Raw genomic sequence first — 21525 nt, 5'->3', positions numbered from 1 at the left:
AATGAACACTTCTGATCTGATGCCAACGCTGTCAGCTTCTTTTGAGAGTTGCGAAGAACTGGAGAGTGGTTTTGCGCGATGCGAGCATAGAGTTGGAGAAAATGTCCGCAGTGTCTATTTCATCAAATCGGCTCAGTTCATACCTACGGACGACGAGCTCCATTCAATTCAGTCCACGGTCATTGCGCCTTCATTCTTTGCGTCCCAAGACGACAGCAGATGGAACCATTACCTGATCTTTCTCGTCCCCCCGTCGGAGATAGAACGAACTCCAGGGCGGCTTGCGAAGATTGAAACTGATACTTCTTATGCGCGCAAGTTGATCATTGCGGACGACCAACTTAGCGACTTCATCCGCAGAAGAAATTGGCCCATACAGGCTCAACCACACAATGCAAATGACCTGCAGCTTCGCTGGAACAACGCCCTACAGGCTGCAAATTTGGATGCAGTAGTTTCTGATCTCCCTAGAGCGGAAGTAGTCCGATCTATCAGGAACGGGCAAAAGCGAATTGCACCATTAACGATCAAGCCAGTTTCTGACACTCAGCCGGACGCGTTCTTCACTAATCTGAAAATTGACGAATTCGGGACACGGCGACTGAAAGGAAACTTCTCCTTTGGGCGCGTCAACCTCATACGTGGCGCAAATGGAGCAGGGAAAACATCGCTCCTAGAAGCGATCGAACACTTCCTCTGCGGTGGCACTTCTCGTGGCGAAGGCCAAAGTGAGACCCTCAGGGCGACCGCGTCGTTCCGAAACACGGATAGAAGTGTAGCGTTCAGAGATCGGCCAGCGTCATATTTCCAGCAGCGAGATCTGAAGTGGTACGGGCGCAAGACTCGTGGCAATCGACTATTTGAGGGATTCGCCCGATATAACTTCCTAAATACCGACGCCCCCGTTGACTTTTCTAGACAAAGGGAGCAGCAAGATCTAACAACCATTCTCTCGAGAGTGGCCCTGGGTCCCGATGCCAATATTGCATGGGAGCGAATCCAGAAAGTCATAGAGGATATCAGGCCGCAGATATCTTCGTTGAAGCGGGATATAGCACGTCTCGACCAACAGATCTCCTCGACTGAATCCAGGCTATCTGTCTTTGATGATCCAGGCCCGGAACTCTCGTCTCGTCTTGCACAGATAGATGAGCTTCTGGCCCTCCTTGGCTGGCCGGAATCGGTCGACGATCTTTCCGATCCATCGTACTTTGAGACACTAGCACCACTGAAGATGGCGATTGACACTCTCCCGTCGGACGCCCCGAGTTCCATTTATGGAGTGAAGAAGCAACTAACCGATATTGAAGATACAGTTAATGCAATCTCAGCATCGGAGTCAAGCAGGCGAGAGACTGTTGCCACGATTAGCCAGATCAATACCACTTCAAAGGCCACCGAAGCGACACTTCGAGCACTGGAGCGACTCAGGGAATATCATAGGGTAGGATTCTACGGAGTTTACAAGAAAGTAAGTGAGCTGAGTGCCCGCGCGGCGCTTCGACCGATGCCTTCAGTAGAGGCAATCGCCGTACTGCGTGAACTGGAGCAAACGTACCCAGCCCAACCTGGAGAATCAATAAGCCGCACGATTGAAGACCTCCATAAACACCTGACTGATCAGATCAATTATCTCCATAGCCGCGCCCAAATTATTTCAATGGAGATAGGCGCTGAAAGAAGTCGCCGGGAAGAACTTGAATCTCTCCGAACACAGATAATAGCCATTGGCAGAAAGATTCTTTCTGACCATCGCAACGACAGCTGCCCTCTTTGTCATACTCACTTTGAGGAAGGCGAGCTAATTCTCAGGATTGAACGTTCTCTCACTGAATCCGGAAATGCTCACCTCGCCTCGATCGAAGAGAAACATCTCGATACTACACGGTCGCTGTCCGAAATAAGACTAGCGCATCAATCTCTAAGCACGATAATTCGGGAGTTCCCCTACATCAGCTCACTTAGCACTCCCGAACTGGATGAGCAGTGCAGAAGACAGCGAGAGATTGAGGATAGTTTCGATGCAGAGCGCAGGATGTTTTCCGCCAAGCTTGAGAGCCTTATTCAACAGGGCTTCAACTACAATGAGTACTCCGGAGTTGCCTCCAGGTGCTCTGCCGAAGCATCTATCGAATGGAATGAAGGAGTTGACGGGGAAATTGAACTTATGGAGGCTTCCAAAAGAATTTCGGCGAAGCAGGAAGAACTTCGTCGATCGCTGAGCGATGCGCATGATCGTCTTCGAGCCAATGATTTACTCCTTGGGAAATTGTCAATTAGTGTCTCGGGAAATAGTGATCCCGACGAGGCAAGAGAGGAACTCTTTAGGAGGAGGCGGGAGAAGAGACAATTTTTGGAGGCATACTCACGACTACCCCAGTCCGTACGGCATGTCACCGACAGCAATCTTCGCCTTTTTTCTGAGGTTGCAAGCTTAGCGTATTCCCAGATCATTCAAGCTGGCGCAGACATTTCCATTGGCAAGGCAAGGAACGCGGAGCGCAATAATCTCACCAGGGAACTCGCGGAGCACCTGAGTGACAGAGATCGAGCCCAGAAGGAGCTCGATAATTTTACGTCCGCCGAAGAAACACTTAACGGCATAGTCGCAGAAAACAGTCTTGAGCAAGGACTATCGGACTTCTTGCGCACGAACCTAGATTCGATTCAGAGCATATTCGAGAGAATTCATGTACCAAATGAACTCCGAATTTCCAGCCTGAACAGCTGCGAGCTAATCCGCAATTTCGACAACTCTACCGCAACTCTTTCTCAGATCAGCACCGGCCAACGTGCTGCATTAGTCCTTAGCGTATTTCTGACCCTTAACGGCTCCCTACATTCGGGACCCCCGCTTATGCTAATTGATGACCCCGTTGCGCACATTGATGACATAAACTCATTGGCGTTACTCGACTATCTTGGCGACGTCGCGGAGTCCGGCACGAGGCAGATATTCTTCGCCACTGCAGACGACAAGCTGGCTAACCTGTTTGTCAGAAAGATGAGTTTCTTGGGGGATGAATTCAGAGCCATCAACCTCGAGAGAACTCAAAGCGAATCAGTCGCCCCCCTTCACTAGCAATAGCTCATCGAGGAGCGTTTTCCTTTCACAGTAGAGGGACGTTCTTCGGGGCCAGGCTATATAGGGTCATGCACCATACGAAGGAATTTTTGCTGGGGAATCGGCGATCTTGCTCGGTATGGCTTGGCGCCAGGGGCTTTCGTCGGTTGTCTGTCCCTAGCAAGAGGCGATAGGTCATTGTACTCAGACACCGAGTAGTCGAAAGAACTAGCAGGAGGAACGCGGGTGAAGTGGAATTTGAGGGAACTGCGGGACCACGCGAATCGCCTGTTCGGCAAAGAACAGCTTCGTACGATCAACCAATGCCTCCGAACGATAGGAGACCGGCGTGAATTCAGCCGGTATCACTTCAACGAAGCGAGAAGCCGGATGGAGGATGCACTCCAGGGTCGAGAGACCTTCGAGTTGACTGCCGCGCTCATGGGGGCATTTGATACCGACGATCGGCAGTTCAGTACCGCACGATTTCAGGCATATGCCCACACGGTCGCCTGCGTCCAAAGCATGCACGCCGTCGTCGACAACATGGTCCACTTCATTTATTACGTTCTTGGCGCCAACTTGGATCCGACCACTCGTATAGAGCAGGAGCGCGACATCACCTGGTCCAAGGTGAACAAGAGGCTCATCGAGGGCCCCATCAAGGAAGGGCTGAGAGCGCTACTGGACGATCCCGGCTTCAGCTATCTGGCGGCGCTGAGTAACCACTCAAAGCATCGCTCCATCATCGAGGTGTCCTATTCGGTGAACTTCGAGTCCGACACGGTCGAACACGGCCTGCGATTCAATCCTTTCACCTACGAAGGGACAGATTATCCACCCAAATGGGTTCGCTCGACGCTGATATACGAGTATCAGCGGCAAGAGGACTTGATACTTAAAATCGGCAACGCAGTGAACGATGAGCTGAGGGTACGCTGCCAACCCCAATAGCCAGCCGCGCCGCCGCGACATGGTTCATAAGAGTAGTCGGAGATCGCCGGGTCTCCGACGCGTTCTATCGCCTCGTCGATGGTCTGCTTGCCCCCCTGGCAGGCAGCTTGCGTCTGAAGATAGAAAGGGTCTGGACGAACGCCCCCCCCCTTGGGCCTCGGTACGAGTTGTGCCAACTCCTACCGAATACAGGCACATAAATGTGCACTCGATTCCTTCCATGAGGACCTCTGCTGCGTGTAGTCAGGCAGTAGACATAAGTGACATGTAGCCATACTGCCCGCAGTTCAGGCCTTCAAATAGGAGATCGATCCTAGAATCCTCTGAATGCAGCCATCGTGCCCGCACTATCGATCGAGATCCTGAGATAACATGACATCTTCATCTCAACCATTGATGGAGCAAACGCCATTGAACGCGACTGATCAGGCGATCCTAATCGTTGGCATCTTCATCTCAGTCTCAGCCATTTCGTTCACGCTTTGGGCAATCTGGCTGTCCGCCCGGAGGCCTCATAAGTCGAGTAGTAAGTGTTACAGGAAGCAGGTCACTCGACGGAGATGAGGAGGTCGTTCTCTGCGGCACGCGTCTTGCACGTCGAATATCCAGATGCAAATCACGGACAATTCGCCCTCTACCTGCCCTACCTAGAGTGCCCTCTGGGCAGGGGATTCGCACGACTCAATGATGGTAATGGGCGATCTAGCTGCAGTAGATCAATCCGAACATTGTTGGCATAGGCGTTGTACTGCCAACGACGGAATTGGTTCAGCAACAGGTTGTTCGTTTCCTCGAGCCTGCGGACCTGAGCCTCCAGATCTGCAATGCGTCGGACTGCTCCACTCAGAGTGAAGTCCCTGGGAAGCGCATCCTTCGCCTCCCTCAAATCCCGTTGGCGTTGCTGGAAACGCTCTTTGATCGTGGGATAGAGGTACATGGTGTGCTTGGATACTGAGCCGACGCCCAGCACCAATGCGACTCGCGCGCAGAACAACGGCCAGGTGAGCTTCCCCTCCCAGCGGTCAAGTTCACGCAGTATTTTTGGCAGAGCCGCCTTTGTCACTACAATTCTGGGCACTTATCCGTACTCCCGTGCATTGTGATGTTGAGGGTGTCGAGTGATTCTGAGGCGGGATGTTCTATCAACCCAAGATCGAGCAACGCTCTACGAACTGGTGAGGGATCGTGCCCCTCCGGTATTCTAAGAACAGCCCCTGACGAAACCTCAGGATGCTCGAGTGCGAGCCTCATAGCCCTGACGTGTGCAAGCTTCCACTTGTGGCTATCGACCCAGCGATCCGCGCCGAAGTCACCTGCAGAGTGCGCTCTCCTCGCGCGTGCGAGAAGTGCTTCGGTCTGCAGTTCCAGCAAGCGGATTCGCTCAAGCGTTACATGATCTCCCTTGATACAGACATGCTCCTTGCAGGTCATGCACTCTCTCTGCTTCTGGCAAGGTGCCATGGCGTAATCGTGGACACACATGCCGTAGAGGGTAGCTTTTGCAGTTCCAAGCCGATCAACACCAAGCTCCTGATAGGTGACCGGCGCACGTTGACTGAAGCGTTCTAACAGCGATATGTGGCGCAGGGGCAGGAGCTCTCGCGCACCCGCCAGGCGCTCCTGTGGGCTGCGATGGTCGTAGTGCCTATTGTCTGAAACTCTCGCACGCCCGGCCCATTGGGCGAGAGTGAAATCGTCCATTCCTGCCCTTTCAGACATCGTACTGAGCCAATGTCGTAGCTGATGGGTAGTCAGCTTTACCCCACGCCCGCCCTCCCCCTTCAGCCCCTTTCGTTCGAACAACGACGGGCGGCCCGCTTTACCGAGGCGGCTATTGACTTCGTTGGCGTTGGGAAGCCGCCACGAGAACTGTTTGGCCTCGAACTCCATATGAAATTCATTGATCCTGTGCAAGCACAATGAATCCCAAGCCAGGACAGCTCGCTCGCCGTCGATGTGCGGCCAATAGGCATCACTGCACTCGCTCAGCACGTGTTCGGCTAGATCCCGGTAGCTGGTCCTTCCTTGATTAACAAGAGCCTTCAACCTGCTGTCCAAGCGAACTTCATGCCAGGCGCGGAGGCCGGCGCGTGGCCTATGCCTCGGGTACCGAACATTCACAGCGGCACAAAATTCCTCCGGGGTGAGGGGTGTCTCATCGACGCCTTTCGTATCTCGCAGACAGCCCGAGTGATACATGAAGTGCCCCGGATTCGCCGAAGCGAATTTCGCTGCATCGCGTGCAGGTTGACCTATCTCAAGAAGACGCTTTACGGCCTCCTGAACCACCTCATGCATTGCGGGTACAACCCATTTCTTCATCCCCCCTTTGCCCTTGGCCGCTCTCCAGCGCAGGTACATCTGGGGCTGCCCGGCTTCATCCAACTCCCATTGCACACAGTCAACCGGCAACCGAAGCACCTCGGAAATCCGGCTAGGGGTGGCCATCAGAATAATCATCAGCGAGCTGAAGTAGCGACTCTCCACGTCGTCCGCCACTGCAAAGAGATCGGCAACTTGCAGCATGACCTGTGTGGAAGGAAGTTTCGATGCACGGTATTCCGCTCCGGCTTCGCCCACGCCCTCTGTCAGGATCGCAGGCTTCTTGAAGGGTGATTTCCAAGGCGGCAGGAATCGAACAAGCCTTTTTTCACGCAGAAAGTCGAAGATCAATTGAATGTGGCGAGCAACCGAGTACTGAATCTGCTTGGTGCCGCAGAACTCAGCGCACTTGTTCGCGCACACGTCCATAACTGCAATGCCGAGAAGTCCAACATCCGCTCTCCCACAGGCCGCGAGCAATCCGGCCTCTACGCATCGGAGCGCCAGGATCATAAAGGACAGATTTCTGACGGGCCTGTGGCTCCATGAGTAACGAACATAAGCCTTGGCGAACTGCTTGAATGGCTCAGCCATGGGAGTGAAGCTATAGGGATCGAGCGGCGCCGTCTTTGTCGCAAACACGACCGTCGTCGCCCCGTCCTGCCATCTATCATCTACCCAAGAGCCGTCACCTCCAAAAGCGGTGAGCTCCTCCCTCGTCAACCGGATGAACTCCATGAGATTCGCATCTGCGTCCTTCTCAGCGCGGGGCACGAACTGAACGATTTCACCCATGAGTACTCGCTCCCAGGAGGCTACTCCGTTGACCTTGCGGTTCTGCACATTGCCACACAGTGCTCAACCGCAAGTATCAGTTGATCATTCGCATTCACAACCGCATCGGCACATCCTGCAGCTCGAGTTCGGTCCTTCTCTGCGTAAAGATCAGCCAGAACTTCCTCGTGAGGTCCATTAACCCAAGGCTGAAAGTGACTACACGTATAGCAGGCACGATACCCACTAGCACAGAACCCATAGTTGCCACAGGTTCCAACGGCGTTTTGACGCTCGTTGGCTACACGGCTCCGTGGATCGCCGCCGCGGATCGCCTCCCTCTCCGATGCGACAAGCTTGCCCAGGCAGGCTTGCGCAAAAGGAGCCAGCTGGGCACCAACCAGCTCGTTGATCAGAACGGCCTCCTGCGCTGTGCTCTTGGCATAGATGCTGACATTCTGAACATCAGAATGATCGAGCAGTTCTGCGATCACAAAGGCTCCGAACCCCTCACGACGCAGCTTTGTTCCCCGGGTGTGTCGGAAGCGAGTCGCGGACAGCCGAATGAACTCACCGGTCCGCTCTGAGCGAGCGGTCGACGCTCTCGCGCAGCGCCGCAGGGCCGATGAGAGTGAGGAAGTAGTCGCATGCAACCGGTCTGGTGCGTCCCCCATTAGAAGCCCTTTCATTTCATGAACGCTGCGCACCTGCATCAGGCGCCCTCGATTGATAAAGACTGGAAGTTCGCCCGCCAATTCTGGCTCGATGGCTTGCTCTACTGTCTCGCTGGCCAAGGCGACGGAACGCTGGTGCAGCTGTTGAAGCACCAGGTAAAGGTCTTCGATGACAGCTAGCGTGCGAAACGCGCCGCGGAACTTGATCCCACGCTGCTTCGCACGAGGAATTCGAAGCCTGAAGGTCTCCACCCCTCTTGTGCTATCACGGATCAGGTCCCGACCTCGAAGTGCCGCGAGCTGGACAGGGCGTCTTGCCGTCATTGCCAACGCCAATAAGTACGCGTATTCCTCTAGAGAAATGTTCCTACGTGTAATTGCCAGATTTGCCCAGTCCAGCAGGGCCGCCATCTCGAGGTCGGTGTACGGCCCGCTGTCGGGACAGCCGCTAGCAACCGCCGCCCCCTTCTCGTTGCCCTGAATCCGCCACCCCTGCAGGAGATCGACGACCTCCGTGGAGACGCCATCAAACCCATAGTCATGCCATGCGAGCAAAAACCCCTTCAATCCACCGAGCTTCCATTGATCGTGGGTGCCCAAGGTGGCCCTCCAATTGATGAGTTCAGCCACCGACACGTGCGACGCCCCCGTGTCCCGGAGGTACTTCTTGAATCCTTTCTCCATGTTGTATGCATGGTGGCCCGAAGCTTCCTCAGCGTAACGAAGCAATGTGGCGCGGAAGCCAGATTCGACGGAAGGGTCAATACTGTGCGGAAGTACCAGAGAGAGCTGGACGTCCTTGTTTAACCGCCACTGGTTGCTGGATGGATCGAAAGGATAGCCATCCTTTGACAATGCGCTGAGCGCGGCTTGCTTGACTCTTCCAAGAGGCCTTCGCTCAGTCTTCATCTTCTTCGGCCATTTTTTTATTGATCTTCCGCATCATCCCAGACTGCACCAGACGTGCGGCCTTTTCGCTGACTTCGCGGATATGGCGGCGGTTGTATGCCGCGCCAGAGGCTCTATGTCGGTGACCATTGAGGAAAGCCCTTACATCCTGTTCTCTATGCTCGCTGATTGGTACAGCGTGTTCAGCAGTGGCGCCCGATTGAATCTCTGCGTTGCGCTCATCAATGCTTCTGGACAGTTCATAGTTGAAATGGTGTCGGAACGCATGGGGATGGATCAGCTCAAAGTCGCTGTCCACAGCCCGCATTCGACCGAAGATCTGGCTGTTGAGAGCAGAAATGGAGAGTGGCTGTCCCCAGCCAGCGCCCTTTCGATGCGAAATCAGAAGATACGGGTGCCGCCGCGCAGGACGGATGCCAGCGCGGACCTGCAGCATGTATCGGCTGAGCTGCTCAGCGAGCTCAGCCGGTAGCGGGAGAGGTCTTTCCTTGGTCTTAGCGACAGGCTGATAGCGTCGAGAATCGTGCTTGTCATCCTGGTTGCGCCTAACCCAAACAAGGGGCTCGTGGCCCAAGTCAAACTGATCCAGTCGAAGACTTAAGAGTTCTCCGCGTCGCATGCCGGTATGTCTCAACAGGCCGAAAATGATCGCGTTGCGGAGTCTGATATCCGGGTGCTTGAACGGATTTCTTGAATCACGTTCAGATCCGACTGCCATGAAGTGATTCACGACGTCGGTCGGAGGGGAGCGACGTTCTGGCTCTTCCTCAAAATGCTTCGTCAAACCGCGCGGACGGTGCTTTCGGATGGTAGTCCCCATACGAGCAATTTCTTGTCCCATTTGGTGAGAACCGTTGTGCTGCGTGACGACGCTTGCCGTGAACTCCAGATAGTCGGCAATCGTACTTAGACGATTGAAATGTTGTTGCGAGCCAATTGCGGCCCGAGCTCGGCTTGGGGCAACCCTCGCCTCCAGAAAGCCCAGGACACGGATACTTGGCTTCTCTGCGCAGTGCCCATCGGATTTCCAGTTCCGCATATCAAGCTTGGCGAAATCGCGTAGCGAAACCACATCGGCGATGGTCAGAAAGCTCCCATCCTGGAACTCCGAAATCAAATTGCGACAGTTCGCAACCTCCCATCGCAACAACACGATCAGATCGGCAAGCTTGTTGCGGATGGTGTTGACGGCCACGCCAGCATTTCGCAGCTGCGAGGTCGCGTACAACGTGGGATAGAACAGCGGAAGGCCCGATTCGTCGTGGAGCATCGGAACTCGCTCGCCGTCTTGCATCACATGGACCGACAGCTTGGGGCTCATCCCTTGCTCGCCTGATTTCACGTATGTATGACTATAGCTCTTTTTCTTGCCGTCCCGAGAACGCAAAAAAAAAGGAGGAGCCCCATAGACAGGGCTCCTCCTTGGCTTATTTCAACTGTTAGTACTTAAGTGTTTCTTAGAACGGAATATCGTCGTCAGCGAAGTCATCCATCGGCGGGGCCGACTGCTGCGGCGGCTGCTGCGGACGCTGCTGGCCGTAGCCGCCGCCCTGGTTGCCACCCTGGTTGTAACCACCGCCCTGGCCGCCACGCGCGTTGCCGCCGCCACCACCACCACCACCACCGCCGTATTCCTGGCGCGGGGCCTGCTGGCGCTGCGGACGCTCGCCGCCGCTGAAGTTGCCACCACCGCCGCCACCGCCGCCTTCACCGCGGCCGCCCAGCATCTGCATTTCGTCGGCGATGATGTCGGTGGAGTATTTCTCCACGCCATCCTGGCCGGTGTACTTGTCGTAGCGCAGGCTGCCCTCGACGTACACCGAGCTGCCCTTGCGCAGGTACTCACCGGCAATTTCGCCGAGCTTGCCGAAGAACACCACGCGGTGCCACTCGGTACGCTCCTGCTGGTTGCCATCCTTGTCCTTGCGGACGCTGGTGGTGGCCAGGCTGATGCGGGTGATCGCCATACCGCCCTGGGTGTACTTCACGTCCGGGTCGTTGCCGAGGTTGCCGACCAGGATGACTTTGTTGATGCCGCGCGCCATAGGGTTGCTCTTCCGTTGTCCGAGGGCAGGCCGCAGTCATAACACAGCACCGGGCGGGCTGCAGGTACGCGGGGTTGCCCCAGGTGAAATGGGGGGGTCCAGAAGGCAACATCTTACCATTGCCACCGGCCCCGACCTTGTCGGAATTCCGCCCGACGCAGACCGGGATTCCCCTCCCGCCATACCCGACAAGGGGAGCGAGGGCCCCTCCGGGCGCCCAAGGTACGGGGCATCTGTCGTCGACGATCGCTTCCGACCCGGGGCTACTTCTCCCCATCCTCATAGTGGAAGTGGGGCATGGCACCGCTTGAGAACCGCGAAATGAAGCTGGCGTCGATCACCTTGTCCGGCTTGGGGGTGAACGCGTCCGTACGGATGGCCCAGTCATAAGCCCCTTCGCCGACCGGATACAAGGTCAACACACCGCTTAGCGCGTGGGTCCGTATCCAGGCTTCGGCCTCCTCAAGCTCCGCGAAGACGCCGGCAGGGAATCCCGCCCGTTCGCCGACAAATACCCACACAGATCCGGCTGCCATCACTTCTCCTTTGGCCAAGGCACCGTGCCCGAGCCCGCCAATCATGGCGCGACATGCACCTTACAGTCGATAGCGTCGGGGACCGCGTCTGGGGCGGTGCGCACTGTTCTGGCTGCCCGCCGGGCGGCCTCGGGCATCCGCCACATCTTGCGGCGCATGGCATCATGCAGGTCGTCGTTCCCGCCGTTCCCAGCAATGACCATCAAAGGCAAAGCCACCTCCCTGGACATCGCCCACCTGGCCGGGGTCTCCCAGCCCACGGTGTCGCGGGCCCTGCGCGGCAGCCCGATGGTCAATGCCGAGACCCGCGAGCGCATCCTGCGCATCGCCCGCGAGCTGAACTACAAGGTCGACAAGAACGCCTCCAGCCTGCGCCTGCGCAACGCCGGCACCCTGGCCCTGCTGTTCTTCGAGGACCCGACCAATGACGACTCGCTGATCAACCCCTTCTTCCACTCGATGCTGGGGTCGATCACCCGCGCCTGTGCGTTGCACGGGCAGGACCTGCTGGTGTCCTTCCAGCAGCTGTCCACCGACTGGCAGGCCGACTACGAAGACAGCAACAAGGCCGACGGCATCATCCTGCTCGGCTATGGCGACTACCACGAGTCACGCGACCGTCTGCAGCGACTGGTGGAACAGGGCACGCACTTCGTGCGCTGGGGCGCGGCCCTGCCCGGCCAGCCGGGGGTGTCGATCGGCAGCGACAATTTCCAGGGCGGGCATGACATCACCGTCCACCTGCTGCAACAGGGCTGCCGCCGCATCGCCTTCCTCGGCCATGCCTCCAGCCATTACCCGGAATTCGAGGAGCGCTATCGTGGCCACGTCGAAGCCCTGCGTGCGCACGGCCTGGCCGCCGATCCGGCGCTGCAGCACGATGCGATCACCACCGAGGCATCCGGGCATGAGGCCTGCCTGGCGCTGCTGGCCCAGGACCGTTCCATCGATGCGGTATGCGCGGCCAGCGACCTGATTGCCATCGGCGCGGTGCGCGCCCTGCGCGAGCAGGGCCTGCGGGTGCCACAGGACGTGGCGGTGACCGGCTTCGACGACATCCCGCTGGCAGCCTCGGTGTCGCCGCCGCTGACCACCGTGCAGCAGGACACCAAGCAGGCCGGCCAGCTGCTGGTGGAGAAGCTGCTGGCGCTGATCGGCCGGCAGCCGGTGGAAGGCCAGAGCATTCCGGTGAAGCTGGTGGTACGCGAGTCGTCGCTGCGCGCGTAGTACCGGCTCGTCTCCACCGCCCCCGCTACGCGCCGCCCGGCATGGCCGTGCGTACCGCCATGCTGAACTCATCCAGCAGGAACGGCTTGGCGATCATCGCCATGCCCTCATCAAGGAACGCCGCGCGCTCCTGCGCCTTTTCCGCGTAGCCGGTCATGAACAGGATCGGCAGCGCTGGCCGCGATTGCCGCGCGATTTCCGCCAGCTGGCGGCCGTTGAGCCCCGGCAGTCCGACATCAGTGACCAGCAGGTCGATGGTCTGCGCCGAGGCCAGGATCGGGATGGCTGCATCGGCGTCGCCCACCACCTGGGCGTGATACCCCAGGTCCTCCAGCACCACCGTCACCAGCATGCGTACCTGCTCGTCGTCCTCCACCACCAGGATGGACTGGCCGGCACCCCGCCGTATCGGCTGCGAGGCTGCAGGCTCGTCCTCCACCACGGCTTCCGACAACGGAATGAACAACAGCACGGTCGTGCCCTGGCCCAGATTGGACTGGATGGCGATGTGGCCACCGGACTGCTGCATGAAGCCGTACACCATCGACATTCCCAGGCCCGTGCCCTTGCCGATGGGTTTGGTGGTGAAAAAGGGCTCAAACGCGCGCTCGACCACTTCCGGCGCCATGCCGGCACCGGTATCAGCCACCGCCACCATCGCGTAGTCGCCAGCGGGCACGGCCGTGTACTGACCCTCGCGTACGCTCACCGCCGATGCGCGCAGGGTCAGATCACCACCGTGCGGCATCGCATCTCGCGCATTGATGGCCAGGTTCAGCAGCGCGCTCTCGAACTGGTTGGCATCCAGCGTGGCGTGCAAGGGCAGCGGTGAGGGTTCGGCGCGGATGCGCACCGCTTCGCCCAGGGTGCTGTGCAGCAAGTGCTGCACCGAAACCAGCAGCGTGTTGAGCTCCACCGGACGCGCATCCAGCGACTGCCGCCGGGAGAACGCCAGCAGGCGCTGGGTCAGTGCCGCGGCACGCTGGGCCGAGGCCGTGGCGGTGTCAAGGAAACGCTCGAGGTCGTCGACCCGGCCCATGTCCAGGCGCAGCCGGACGATATCCAGCGCAGACAGGATGCCGGTCAGCATGTTGTTGAAATCGTGGGCGATGCCGCCGGTCAACTGGCCGATCGCTTCCATCTTCTGCGACTGCCGCAGTGCAGCGTCGCTGGCCTCGCGCGCCGCCATCTGTGCTTCCAGTTCACGGGTACGCTCGGCCACCATCGCCTCCAGCGCGTGCGCGTGCTGTTGGCTGCTGGCAAGCGCCAGCTTGGCAGCGGTGATATCGGTGACGAACACGTGGAAGCCGTCGACGCGACCCTCGGCATTCCGGCGCGGCGAGTAACGCACTTCGCAGTCCCGGCGCCCGTACACGTGATGTGGCCAGACGATCTCGAACACGCCGTCACGCCCGGCCAATGCGGCTTCCATCGCCGGCCGACGCTGCTGCCACATCGTCTCGCCGATGACCTCGCGCACGTGCCTGCCGATGACCTCGCCGGTGGCCAGTTCGAACCAGCTTTCGTAGGCCCTGTTGGCGAAGCGGAAGCACAGCGCGCGGTCCACGAATGCGATCAGCACCGGCATCGCATCGGCGATCAATCGCAGCTCGGACTCGCTACGCGCCAGCGCCGCACGGCCATCGGCCAAGGCGGTGACCTGGTCGCGCACCACGAACTGCTTCGCGCGTGCACGCAGCGCACCCTGCACAGCGCTGAGCAGCGACATGCTGCCCAATGGCCGGTCCATTTCCACCACGTTGATCGAGCAGGGCAACAACGGTTCGCGGGTAGAACGCCGATAGGAGCGCGCCGAGCGCAGCAGGATGAACGGAATGTCCGACCAGGTGGGCTGCTGCTGCAACACCTGCAGCAGTACTTCGCTGTCGCGCGCCACCGCTTCCTGGGTCACCACCACCAGCCCGGTGCGGTCATCGAGCTGGCTGGCCAATACCTCCAGCGCGGGCGCGATGCGTGTTGTCAGACCCGCACTGGCCAGTACCGACGCGATGCTGTCTGCATCGCGGCCGAAGGGGGCAACGATTCGGACAACCGTGCCGCCATCATCGCTATCGGACATTGGACTGGCCCAGCAGCGCCGCGCTGTCGCCGACGAATTCGGGCGTACCGGTAAGGATGCCCTGGAAATCGGCCAGCGCGGCGCTGACCGTGATACCCCGCCCGTCGATCTTCAGTTCGCGGATGGTGTCTTCGTGCGCACCGCCGCGGTTCTTGATCACCGAGATCGCCTTGCGGATGCGTCCCTTGGCTTCGAAGAAGCGGAACAGCACCACCGCATCGGCGATGTAGGACACGTTGAGGCTGCCGGTGGACATGGTGCCGACCAGACCGTGCTGCGGGTTGATCATGAAGGTCGCCACGCCCTTCTGGTTCAGGTAGGACAGCATCTCGTGCAGCTGCAGCATCAACTGTTTCTCCTGCGGCATGGCGGTGACGTAGCCGTTGAGGCTGTCGATCACCAGCACACGGCAGTTGCGCTCCTCTACGGACTTACGCAGGTTCCAGGAGAACTCCCCGGGTGACACTTCGGCCGGGTCGATCTGCAGGATCTCCAGCATGCCGGAGCGCAGATGCTTGTCCAGATCGATATCCAGCGCCGAAGCGCGTGCCAGCAGCGTACCCACGCGCTCGTCGAACTCGAAGATGCAGCTGCGCTCACCGCGCTCGCAGGCGGCCCACACGTACTGCAGCGCCACGTTGGTCTTGCCGCTGCCGGCCGGGCCGGTCAACAGCGTGGAGGTACCGCGCAGCGGACCACCGCCCAGCAGCCGGTCGATCTCGTCCACCCCACTGCTGATGGGTGCTCCCACGAACCGGCCGTGATGCTCGGAGGCAATCAGGCGCGGGAAAATCTGCACCCCACCACGACGGATCACCATGTCATGGTAACCGGCGACGAAATCGACGCCACGCAGTTTCTGCACCTGCATCCGGCGGCGCGCGGGGCCGAAGTCCAGGGTGAGACGTTCCAGCGACAGCACGCCGTGGCACAGGCTGTGCAGTTGGCCATCGCGTTCATCGCCGGTGGACGTCAGGTCATCCACCAGAATGACCGTCGCACTCTTGGGCGCGAAGAACTGCTTGAGCGCGAGGATCTGGCGACGATAGCGCAGCGAATCCTGCGCCAGCAGGCGCAGCTCCGACAGCGAATCGAACACCACCCGGGTCGGCCCGATGCTGTCCACCTTGGACATGATCAGGTTGACCGTCTCGTCAAGCTCCATTTCCCACGAGTGCAGCACCGACTGCAGGCGGCCATTGCCCATCGCCCCCTCGGCCGAGCCCAGCTCGAACAGGTGCAGTCCATCCAGCGACCAGCCGTGGGCCGACGCTACTTCCCTCAGTTCTTCGGCGGTCTCGGACAGGGTGATGTACAGGCAGCGCTCGCCGCGTTGCAGGCCTTCCAGCAGGAACTGCAGGGACAGCGTGGTTTTGCCGGAGCCTGGCGGCCCTTCCAGCAGGTACACCCGGGCCTGCGGGAACCCGCCGCCAAGAATGCCGTCCAACCCTTCAATTCCCGTTGTGATCCGCATGCGCGCTCGCATTGACTTGCTGTATGAGGGGCAGAGCGTATCGGCGCACCTGTCGACGTATTGTGTGATCCAGCGCACCGATACCAGCGCATTCAGGAACATTTCACAGCCTCTGGCTTCAACGCACCGGCGATTCCGCAGGTACGCTAGGAGCGCGCGCTCCGCGCAGCACTCCCTCCCGCCAGGAGAAGGCCTTTGTCCTCCGCCAGCAGTTCCCACACCGCACCGGTGACGGCGGCAAACGGCGAGTTGCACCTGGGCTGAGGCTCACGCTGCCCTGCCCTCGCACCGGCAATGCCCATCCGGGCAACTCCCTGTCGAGGTTCCCATGCTCATTCCTGCGTCCGCACACGACGTGCGCGCTCTGCTGTCCTGCACCGATACCGCTGAAGACGCTGTCGCCCCACCCGAAGTGATCGCCATGCTGGCCGACCTCACCGCCTCCATCGAGCCGCAGTTTTCTCCGGCCGCGTGGCGGATCGTCGAGGCGGCACGCACGGTGGGCCTGCTGTCCCTGACCCGCGCGCCGCAGGCCGGTGTTCTCACCCTTGGCTATGGCATCGCTCCAGCCCACCAGGGACGAGGCCTGGCCGGCGCCGCACTGGCCGAGTTCGTGCAATGGGCGTGGACGCAGCCACGCATACACGTGCTGACGGCCGAAACCGCCGTGGACAACCTGCCCTCGCAGGCAGTGCTGCGCCGGAACGGTTTCCGCACGGTCGGCCAGCGCGTGGATGCCGAGGACGGTGTGCTGCGGTGCTGGCAGCTGGACCGCTGGCCAAAGGCACCATGACCAAAGGGGCATGACGCCGCCGCCGTTCAGCGCGATAAACAGCAGATCAACACACGGAAAGGTGTACGTCGCATGCTGACGATCGATTCGCTGTCCAAGACGTACGCCAACGGCGTGCACGCGTTGAACGGGGTCACCCTGGATATTCCCCGCGGCATGTTCGGCCTGCTCGGCCCGAACGGCGCGGGGAAATCCTCGCTGATGCGCACCCTGGCCACCCTGCAGGAGGCTGACAGTGGCAGTGCCACCCTGAGCATTCCGGGTGAATCACCGATCGACGTACTGCGCGACAAGGACGCCGTGCGCCGCCGCCTGGGCTACCTGCCACAGGACTTCGGGGTGTACCCGAAAGTCAGCGCGCTGGACCTGCTGGAGCACTTTGCCGTGCTGAAGGGCCTGACCCAGCGTGGCCCGCGTCGCGAAGTGGTCGATGGCCTGCTGCAGCAGGTGAACCTGTGGGATGCACGCAAGCGCAAGCTGGGCACCTACTCCGGGGGCATGCGCCAGCGCTTCGGCATCGCCCAGGCGCTGCTGGGCGACCCGCGCCTGGTGATCGTCGACGAGCCCACCGCCGGGCTCGACCCGGAAGAACGCAACCGCTTCCTCAACCTGTTGGCGGCCATCGGCGAGAACGTGGCGGTGATCCTGTCCACCCACATCGTCGAGGACGTGACCGACCTGTGCCCGACCATGGCGATCATGAACAAGGGTCAGGTGCTGCTGACCGGCCGCCCCACCGATGCGATCGAGGCGCTGCAGCAGCAGGTCTGGCGCAAGCAGGTGGATCCGTCGGAACTGGCTGACCATGAGGCGCGCTACACGGTGCTGTCCTCGCGCCTGGTGGGGGGCCGTCCGGTGATCCACGTGCACAGCGCCAGCGACCCGGGCGATGGCTTCGCGCCGGTCGCACCCGATCTCGAGGATGTGTATTTCCAGCGCCTGCGCCTGCAGGCGCGTGCCCGTGCAGCCTGAGCGGAGTACACCATGACCCTCGACTTCTTCCGGTTCGAGCTGCGCGAGCAGCTGCGTTCCCCGCTGCTGTGGCTGTTTGCCGGTCTGTTCGCTCTGCTCGCCTTCGGCGCCGCGTCCAGCGATGCGGTGCAGATCGGGGGCGGCAGCGGCAACGTGCACAGCAATGCACCCACCGTCGTCGCCTCGATGCTGGGCATCTTCACCCTGCTTGGCATGCTGGTGTCCACCCTGTTTGTCAGCAATGCGCTGCTGCGTGACTTCGAACTGGGCACGGCCGAACTGATCTTCGCCAGCCCGATCAAACGCCGTCACTATCTGGCCGGGCGCATCGGTGCGGCGCTGGTGTCGGGCCTGCTGGTATACGTGCTGATCGCCATTGGCATACTGGTGGCGCAGTTCATGCCCTGGGTCGATACCGAGCGCCTGGGGCCCACCAGCTGGGCCGGCTACGCCTGGACCTTCGCGGTGGTGGTCATTCCCAACCTGCTGTTCACCACGGCACTGCTGTCGCTGCTGGCGGTAACCACCCGTTCGATCCTGTGGGTGTACATCGGCGTGGTCGGTTACTTCGTGCTGTACGGGGTCAGCGCCGCCCTGCTGCGCGACATTGACAACACCTGGATCGCGGTGCTGACCGAGCCATTGGGCATGCGTGCGCTGTCGCGCACCATCCGCTACTGGTCCACCGAAGAGCGCAACAGCGGCATTCCGGAACTGGCCGGTTACCTGCTGGCCAACCGGGTGCTGTGGCTGACCGTGGCCGCCGCGCTGTTCGCAGCCACCTTCGCCCTGTTCCGTACCGAACGCAGCGGCAGCGGCCGCCGGCGCTGGGGCCGCGGCCAGGCGGCGGCATCAGCCGATCCCGCGCCGCTGCGACCGGCAACGACCACGCTGCCGCGGGTGACGCCGGTGTTCGGTGCAGGCACCGCGTGGCGGCAGTTCCTGCGCCAGGTGCGCTTCGATACACGCGGCGTGCTGCGCAGCGTGCCCTTCATCGTGCTGCTGGTGCTGGGCCTGGCCAATTTCCTGCCGTCCGCGCTGTTCCGGCAGACGCTGTACGGCACCTCCATCTGGCCGGTCACCTCGCAGATGATCATGGCCCTGCAGGGCGCCTTCAGCTGGCTGCTGATCATCATCGTGCTGTTCTTCGCCGGTGAGCTGGTGTGGAAGGAGCGTGGTGCACGCATCAACGAGGTGAACGATGCGATGCCGGTACCCAACTGGGTGCCGTTGCTGGCCAAGTTCGTCGCACTGGTGGCGGTGATCGCCTGCTTCCAGGCGGCCGGCGCGCTGGCAGCCATGGCCGTACAGCTGGCCAAAGGCTATACCCATCTCGAACCGCTGCTGTACCTGCGCAGTCTTGCGCTGGATTCGGTGGTGTACGTGCTGATGGGCGGTCTGGCGCTGGTACTGCAGGTGCTGACCAACAACAAGTTCTTCGGCTACGCGCTGCTGATCGTGGTGATGATCGGCCAGGGCGTGCTGGGCATGCTCGACTACACCCAGAACATCTACAACTTCGGCAGCTGGCCGATCGCCCCCTATTCGGACATGAACGGCTACGGCCACTTCCTGAGCGGGCAGTTGGCCTTCCAGGGCTACTGGGCGCTGTTCCTGCTGGCATTGATGTGCCTGGCGTCGGCGTTCTGGGTACGCGGCGTCAGCCAGGGCCTGCGCCAGCGGCTTGCCCTGGCCGGGCGACGCCTGCGTGGCCCGACCGGCGCGATGGCAGCGCTGGCCGCCGTCGCGTTCATCGCGGTAGGCGGCTGGCTGTACTGGAGCACCAACATCCGCAACGATTTCCTTTCACCAGACCAGCAGCTGGACCTGCAGGCCCGTTACGAACGCGAACTGTCGAAGTACCGCAACCTGCCGCAGCCGCGCATCATCGCCGTGGACAACCGGGTGGATCTGCATCCCGAGACCCAGTCAATGGTGATCGACGCCAACTGGACGATCCGCAACACCCATGCCGCGCCCATCCAGGAGGTGCACGTGGCCACGGCCGACGACAAACAGCTGGTGGCCGTCGACCTCGGCGGACAGACGCTGTCGATGCACGACGCCGACCTTGGCTACCGCATCTATCGCTTGGCCACGCCGTTGCAGCCGGGCGAAGAGCGCCGCATCCATTTCCGTCTGGTGCAGCAGCCCCATGGCATCACCGCAGATCAGGCGCCGAGCAACATCGTCGACAACGGCAGCTTCTTCAACAGCCGCGTACTGCCGTCCTTCGGCTACAACGAAGGCGTTGAGATCAGCGACCGCAATGAGCGTCGCAAGCGTGACCTCGGCGAGCCACGGCGCATGCACAAGCTGGAAGACGAAGCCGCACGCGCGAACAACTACGTCACCAACGACGCCGACTGGCTCGACTTCCGCAGCACCATCTGCACGGCACCCGACCAGGTGGCGCTGGCGCCGGGCTACCTGCAGCACGAGACCACGGCGGACGGCCGGCGCTGCTTCAGCTATGCGATGGACCGGCCGATGCTGAACTTCTACGCCTACCTGTCGGCACGCTGGGAAGTTCGCCGTGCCAGCTACAAGGACATCCCGATCGAGGTGTATTTCGATCCTGCCCACGGCTACAACGTGGACCGCATGATCGACGCGGTGCAGAAGTCGCTGGCCTACTACGAAGCCAACTTCACTCCGTACCAGCATCGCCAGGTACGCATCATCGAGTTCCCGGGCTACCAGCGCTTCGCCCAGTCCTTCGCCAACACCATTCCCTATTCGGAGTCGATCGGCTTCATCGCCGACCTGCGCGACCCGGACAAGGTGGACTATGTGTTCTACGTGACCGCCCACGAAGTCGCGCACCAGTGGTGGGCGCACCAGGTGATCGGCGCCAACGTACAGGGCGCAACCGTGTTGTCCGAGTCGCTGTCGCAGTATTCGGCACTGATGGTGATGGAGCAGGAATACGGTCGCCAGCACATGCGCCAGTTCCTCAAGCGCGAGCTGGATGGCTACCTGTCCGGGCGCGGAGGTGAGGCCATCGAGGAGCTGCCGCTGGAACGTGTGGAGAACCAGCAGTACATCCACTACCAGAAGGGCTCGCTGGTGTTCTACCGCCTGCGTGAGGAAATCGGCGAGGAGGCGCTGAACCGTGCCCTGAAGCGCTTCCTGCAGGACAAGGGCTACCAGCAGCCGCCGTACACCACCTCGCGGGAGCTGCTGGCCTACATCCGCGCCGAAACGCCCGCCGGCCGCCAGCAGCTGGTAACCGATCTGTTCGAGAAGATGAGCTTCTACGACAACCGGGTGTTGGCCGTCAGCGCGCGCAAGCGTGCCGACGGTCGCTACGACGTGACTCTGGACCTGCATGCCAGCAAGCAGTACGCCGATGGCAAGGGCAAGGAGACCGCCGGCACGATGGATGACTGGGTCGAGATCGGTGTGTTCGCCAATGGCGCGTCAGGCAAGGAACGCGACCAGAAGGTCCTGTACCTGCAGCGACACCACATCACTACGGCCGAGCCGAAGATCACGGTGACGGTGGATGCCAGGCCGGATGAGGCGGGCTTTGATCCGTACAACAAGCTGATCGACCGGGTGAGCGAGGACAATCGGCGCAAGGTGACGATGTAGTGTGTGTGATGGTGCCGGCCTTCGGGCCGGCATCGTTTGCGGAAGCGTCCACGCATGGCGTGGATCTGCCCGGACGATGCGATGGCGGAAGTAGATCCACGCCA

Annotated in this window: 13 protein-coding genes; 6 read left to right on the top strand and 7 right to left on the bottom strand. The window is 60.5% G+C overall.

Translation table 11 applies throughout. The features are described 5' to 3' along the window. Nucleotide 1: 1 nt before the first annotated feature. Complete coding sequence (locus ACEF39_RS05210) at nt 2-3082, top strand: ABC-three component system middle component 1 (protein ID WP_153675078.1); 3081 nt, start codon at nt 2-4, stop codon at nt 3080-3082. Between the two features lie 228 nt (nt 3083-3310). Further along, nucleotides 3311-4018, top strand: a complete 708-nt coding sequence (locus tag ACEF39_RS05205; RefSeq protein ID WP_153675077.1) for a hypothetical protein — start codon at nt 3311-3313, stop codon at nt 4016-4018. 1062 nt (nt 4019-5080) lie between these two features. Here the strand turns inward: ACEF39_RS05205 and ACEF39_RS05200 are convergent. From ACEF39_RS05200 to ACEF39_RS05180, 5 genes are all read right to left on the bottom strand, one after another. Then, complete coding sequence (locus ACEF39_RS05200) at nt 5081-7135, bottom strand: hypothetical protein (RefSeq protein WP_232054015.1); 2055 nt, start codon at nt 7133-7135, stop codon at nt 5081-5083. 20 nt (nt 7136-7155) lie between these two features. After that, nucleotides 7156-8697 carry a site-specific integrase gene (locus tag ACEF39_RS05195; protein ID WP_153675076.1) on the bottom strand — a complete coding sequence of 514 codons (1542 nt, stop codon included), beginning with the start codon at nt 8695-8697 and terminating at the stop codon, nt 7156-7158. Next, complete coding sequence (locus ACEF39_RS05190) at nt 8687-10018, bottom strand: site-specific integrase (protein ID WP_153675075.1); 1332 nt, start codon at nt 10016-10018, stop codon at nt 8687-8689. The genes ACEF39_RS05195 and ACEF39_RS05190 overlap by 11 nt, the downstream gene beginning before the upstream one ends. Before the next feature lie 136 nt (nt 10019-10154). After that, nucleotides 10155-10742: a single-stranded DNA-binding protein gene (locus tag ACEF39_RS05185; protein WP_500287187.1), complete on the bottom strand. Its 588-nt coding sequence runs from the start codon at nt 10740-10742 to the stop codon at nt 10155-10157. A gap of 263 nt (nt 10743-11005) precedes the next feature. Beyond that, nucleotides 11006-11278 (bottom strand): DUF7710 domain-containing protein, encoded by a 273-nt coding sequence (locus ACEF39_RS05180; RefSeq protein ID WP_500287186.1) that lies wholly within the window; start codon nt 11276-11278, stop codon nt 11006-11008. Between the two features lie 195 nt (nt 11279-11473). On the opposite strand from ACEF39_RS05180, the gene ACEF39_RS05175 reads away from it, so the two are divergent. Next, a complete protein-coding gene (locus tag ACEF39_RS05175; protein WP_500287185.1) occupies nt 11474-12505 on the top strand; it encodes a LacI family DNA-binding transcriptional regulator in 1032 nt (343 codons plus the stop codon). A gap of 25 nt (nt 12506-12530) precedes the next feature. Here ACEF39_RS05175 and ACEF39_RS05170 read toward each other — a convergent pair whose 3' ends face one another. Further along, the gene (locus ACEF39_RS05170) at nt 12531-14585 is read right to left on the bottom strand and encodes an ATP-binding protein (protein ID WP_500287184.1); all 2055 of its coding nucleotides are present in this window, start codon (nt 14583-14585) and stop codon (nt 12531-12533) included. Beyond that, nucleotides 14575-16071, bottom strand: a complete 1497-nt coding sequence (locus tag ACEF39_RS05165; RefSeq protein ID WP_500287183.1) for a DUF7125 family protein — start codon at nt 16069-16071, stop codon at nt 14575-14577. The genes ACEF39_RS05170 and ACEF39_RS05165 overlap by 11 nt, the downstream gene beginning before the upstream one ends. Nucleotides 16072-16387: 316 nt before the next feature. On the opposite strand from ACEF39_RS05165, the gene ACEF39_RS05160 reads away from it, so the two are divergent. From ACEF39_RS05160 to ACEF39_RS05150, 3 genes are all read left to right on the top strand, one after another. Continuing rightward, nucleotides 16388-16852: a GNAT family N-acetyltransferase gene (locus ACEF39_RS05160; protein ID WP_500287182.1), complete on the top strand. Its 465-nt coding sequence runs from the start codon at nt 16388-16390 to the stop codon at nt 16850-16852. A 72-nt stretch (nt 16853-16924) separates the two neighbouring features. Further along, entirely contained in the window at nt 16925-17824 is a 900-nt protein-coding gene (locus ACEF39_RS05155; RefSeq protein WP_500287181.1) for an ABC transporter ATP-binding protein, read from the top strand. A gap of 12 nt (nt 17825-17836) precedes the next feature. Next, nucleotides 17837-21421 carry an ABC transporter permease/M1 family aminopeptidase gene (locus ACEF39_RS05150; protein ID WP_500287180.1) on the top strand — a complete coding sequence of 1195 codons (3585 nt, stop codon included), beginning with the start codon at nt 17837-17839 and terminating at the stop codon, nt 21419-21421. Nucleotides 21422-21525 lie beyond the last annotated feature (104 nt).

Source organism: Stenotrophomonas indicatrix, from assembly GCA_041545745.1.
Taxonomy (GTDB): domain Bacteria; phylum Pseudomonadota; class Gammaproteobacteria; order Xanthomonadales; family Xanthomonadaceae; genus Stenotrophomonas; species Stenotrophomonas indicatrix_A.
The sequence above is the reverse complement of the archived record's forward strand: the minus strand, read 5'-3'. Positions and strand labels throughout refer to the sequence as shown.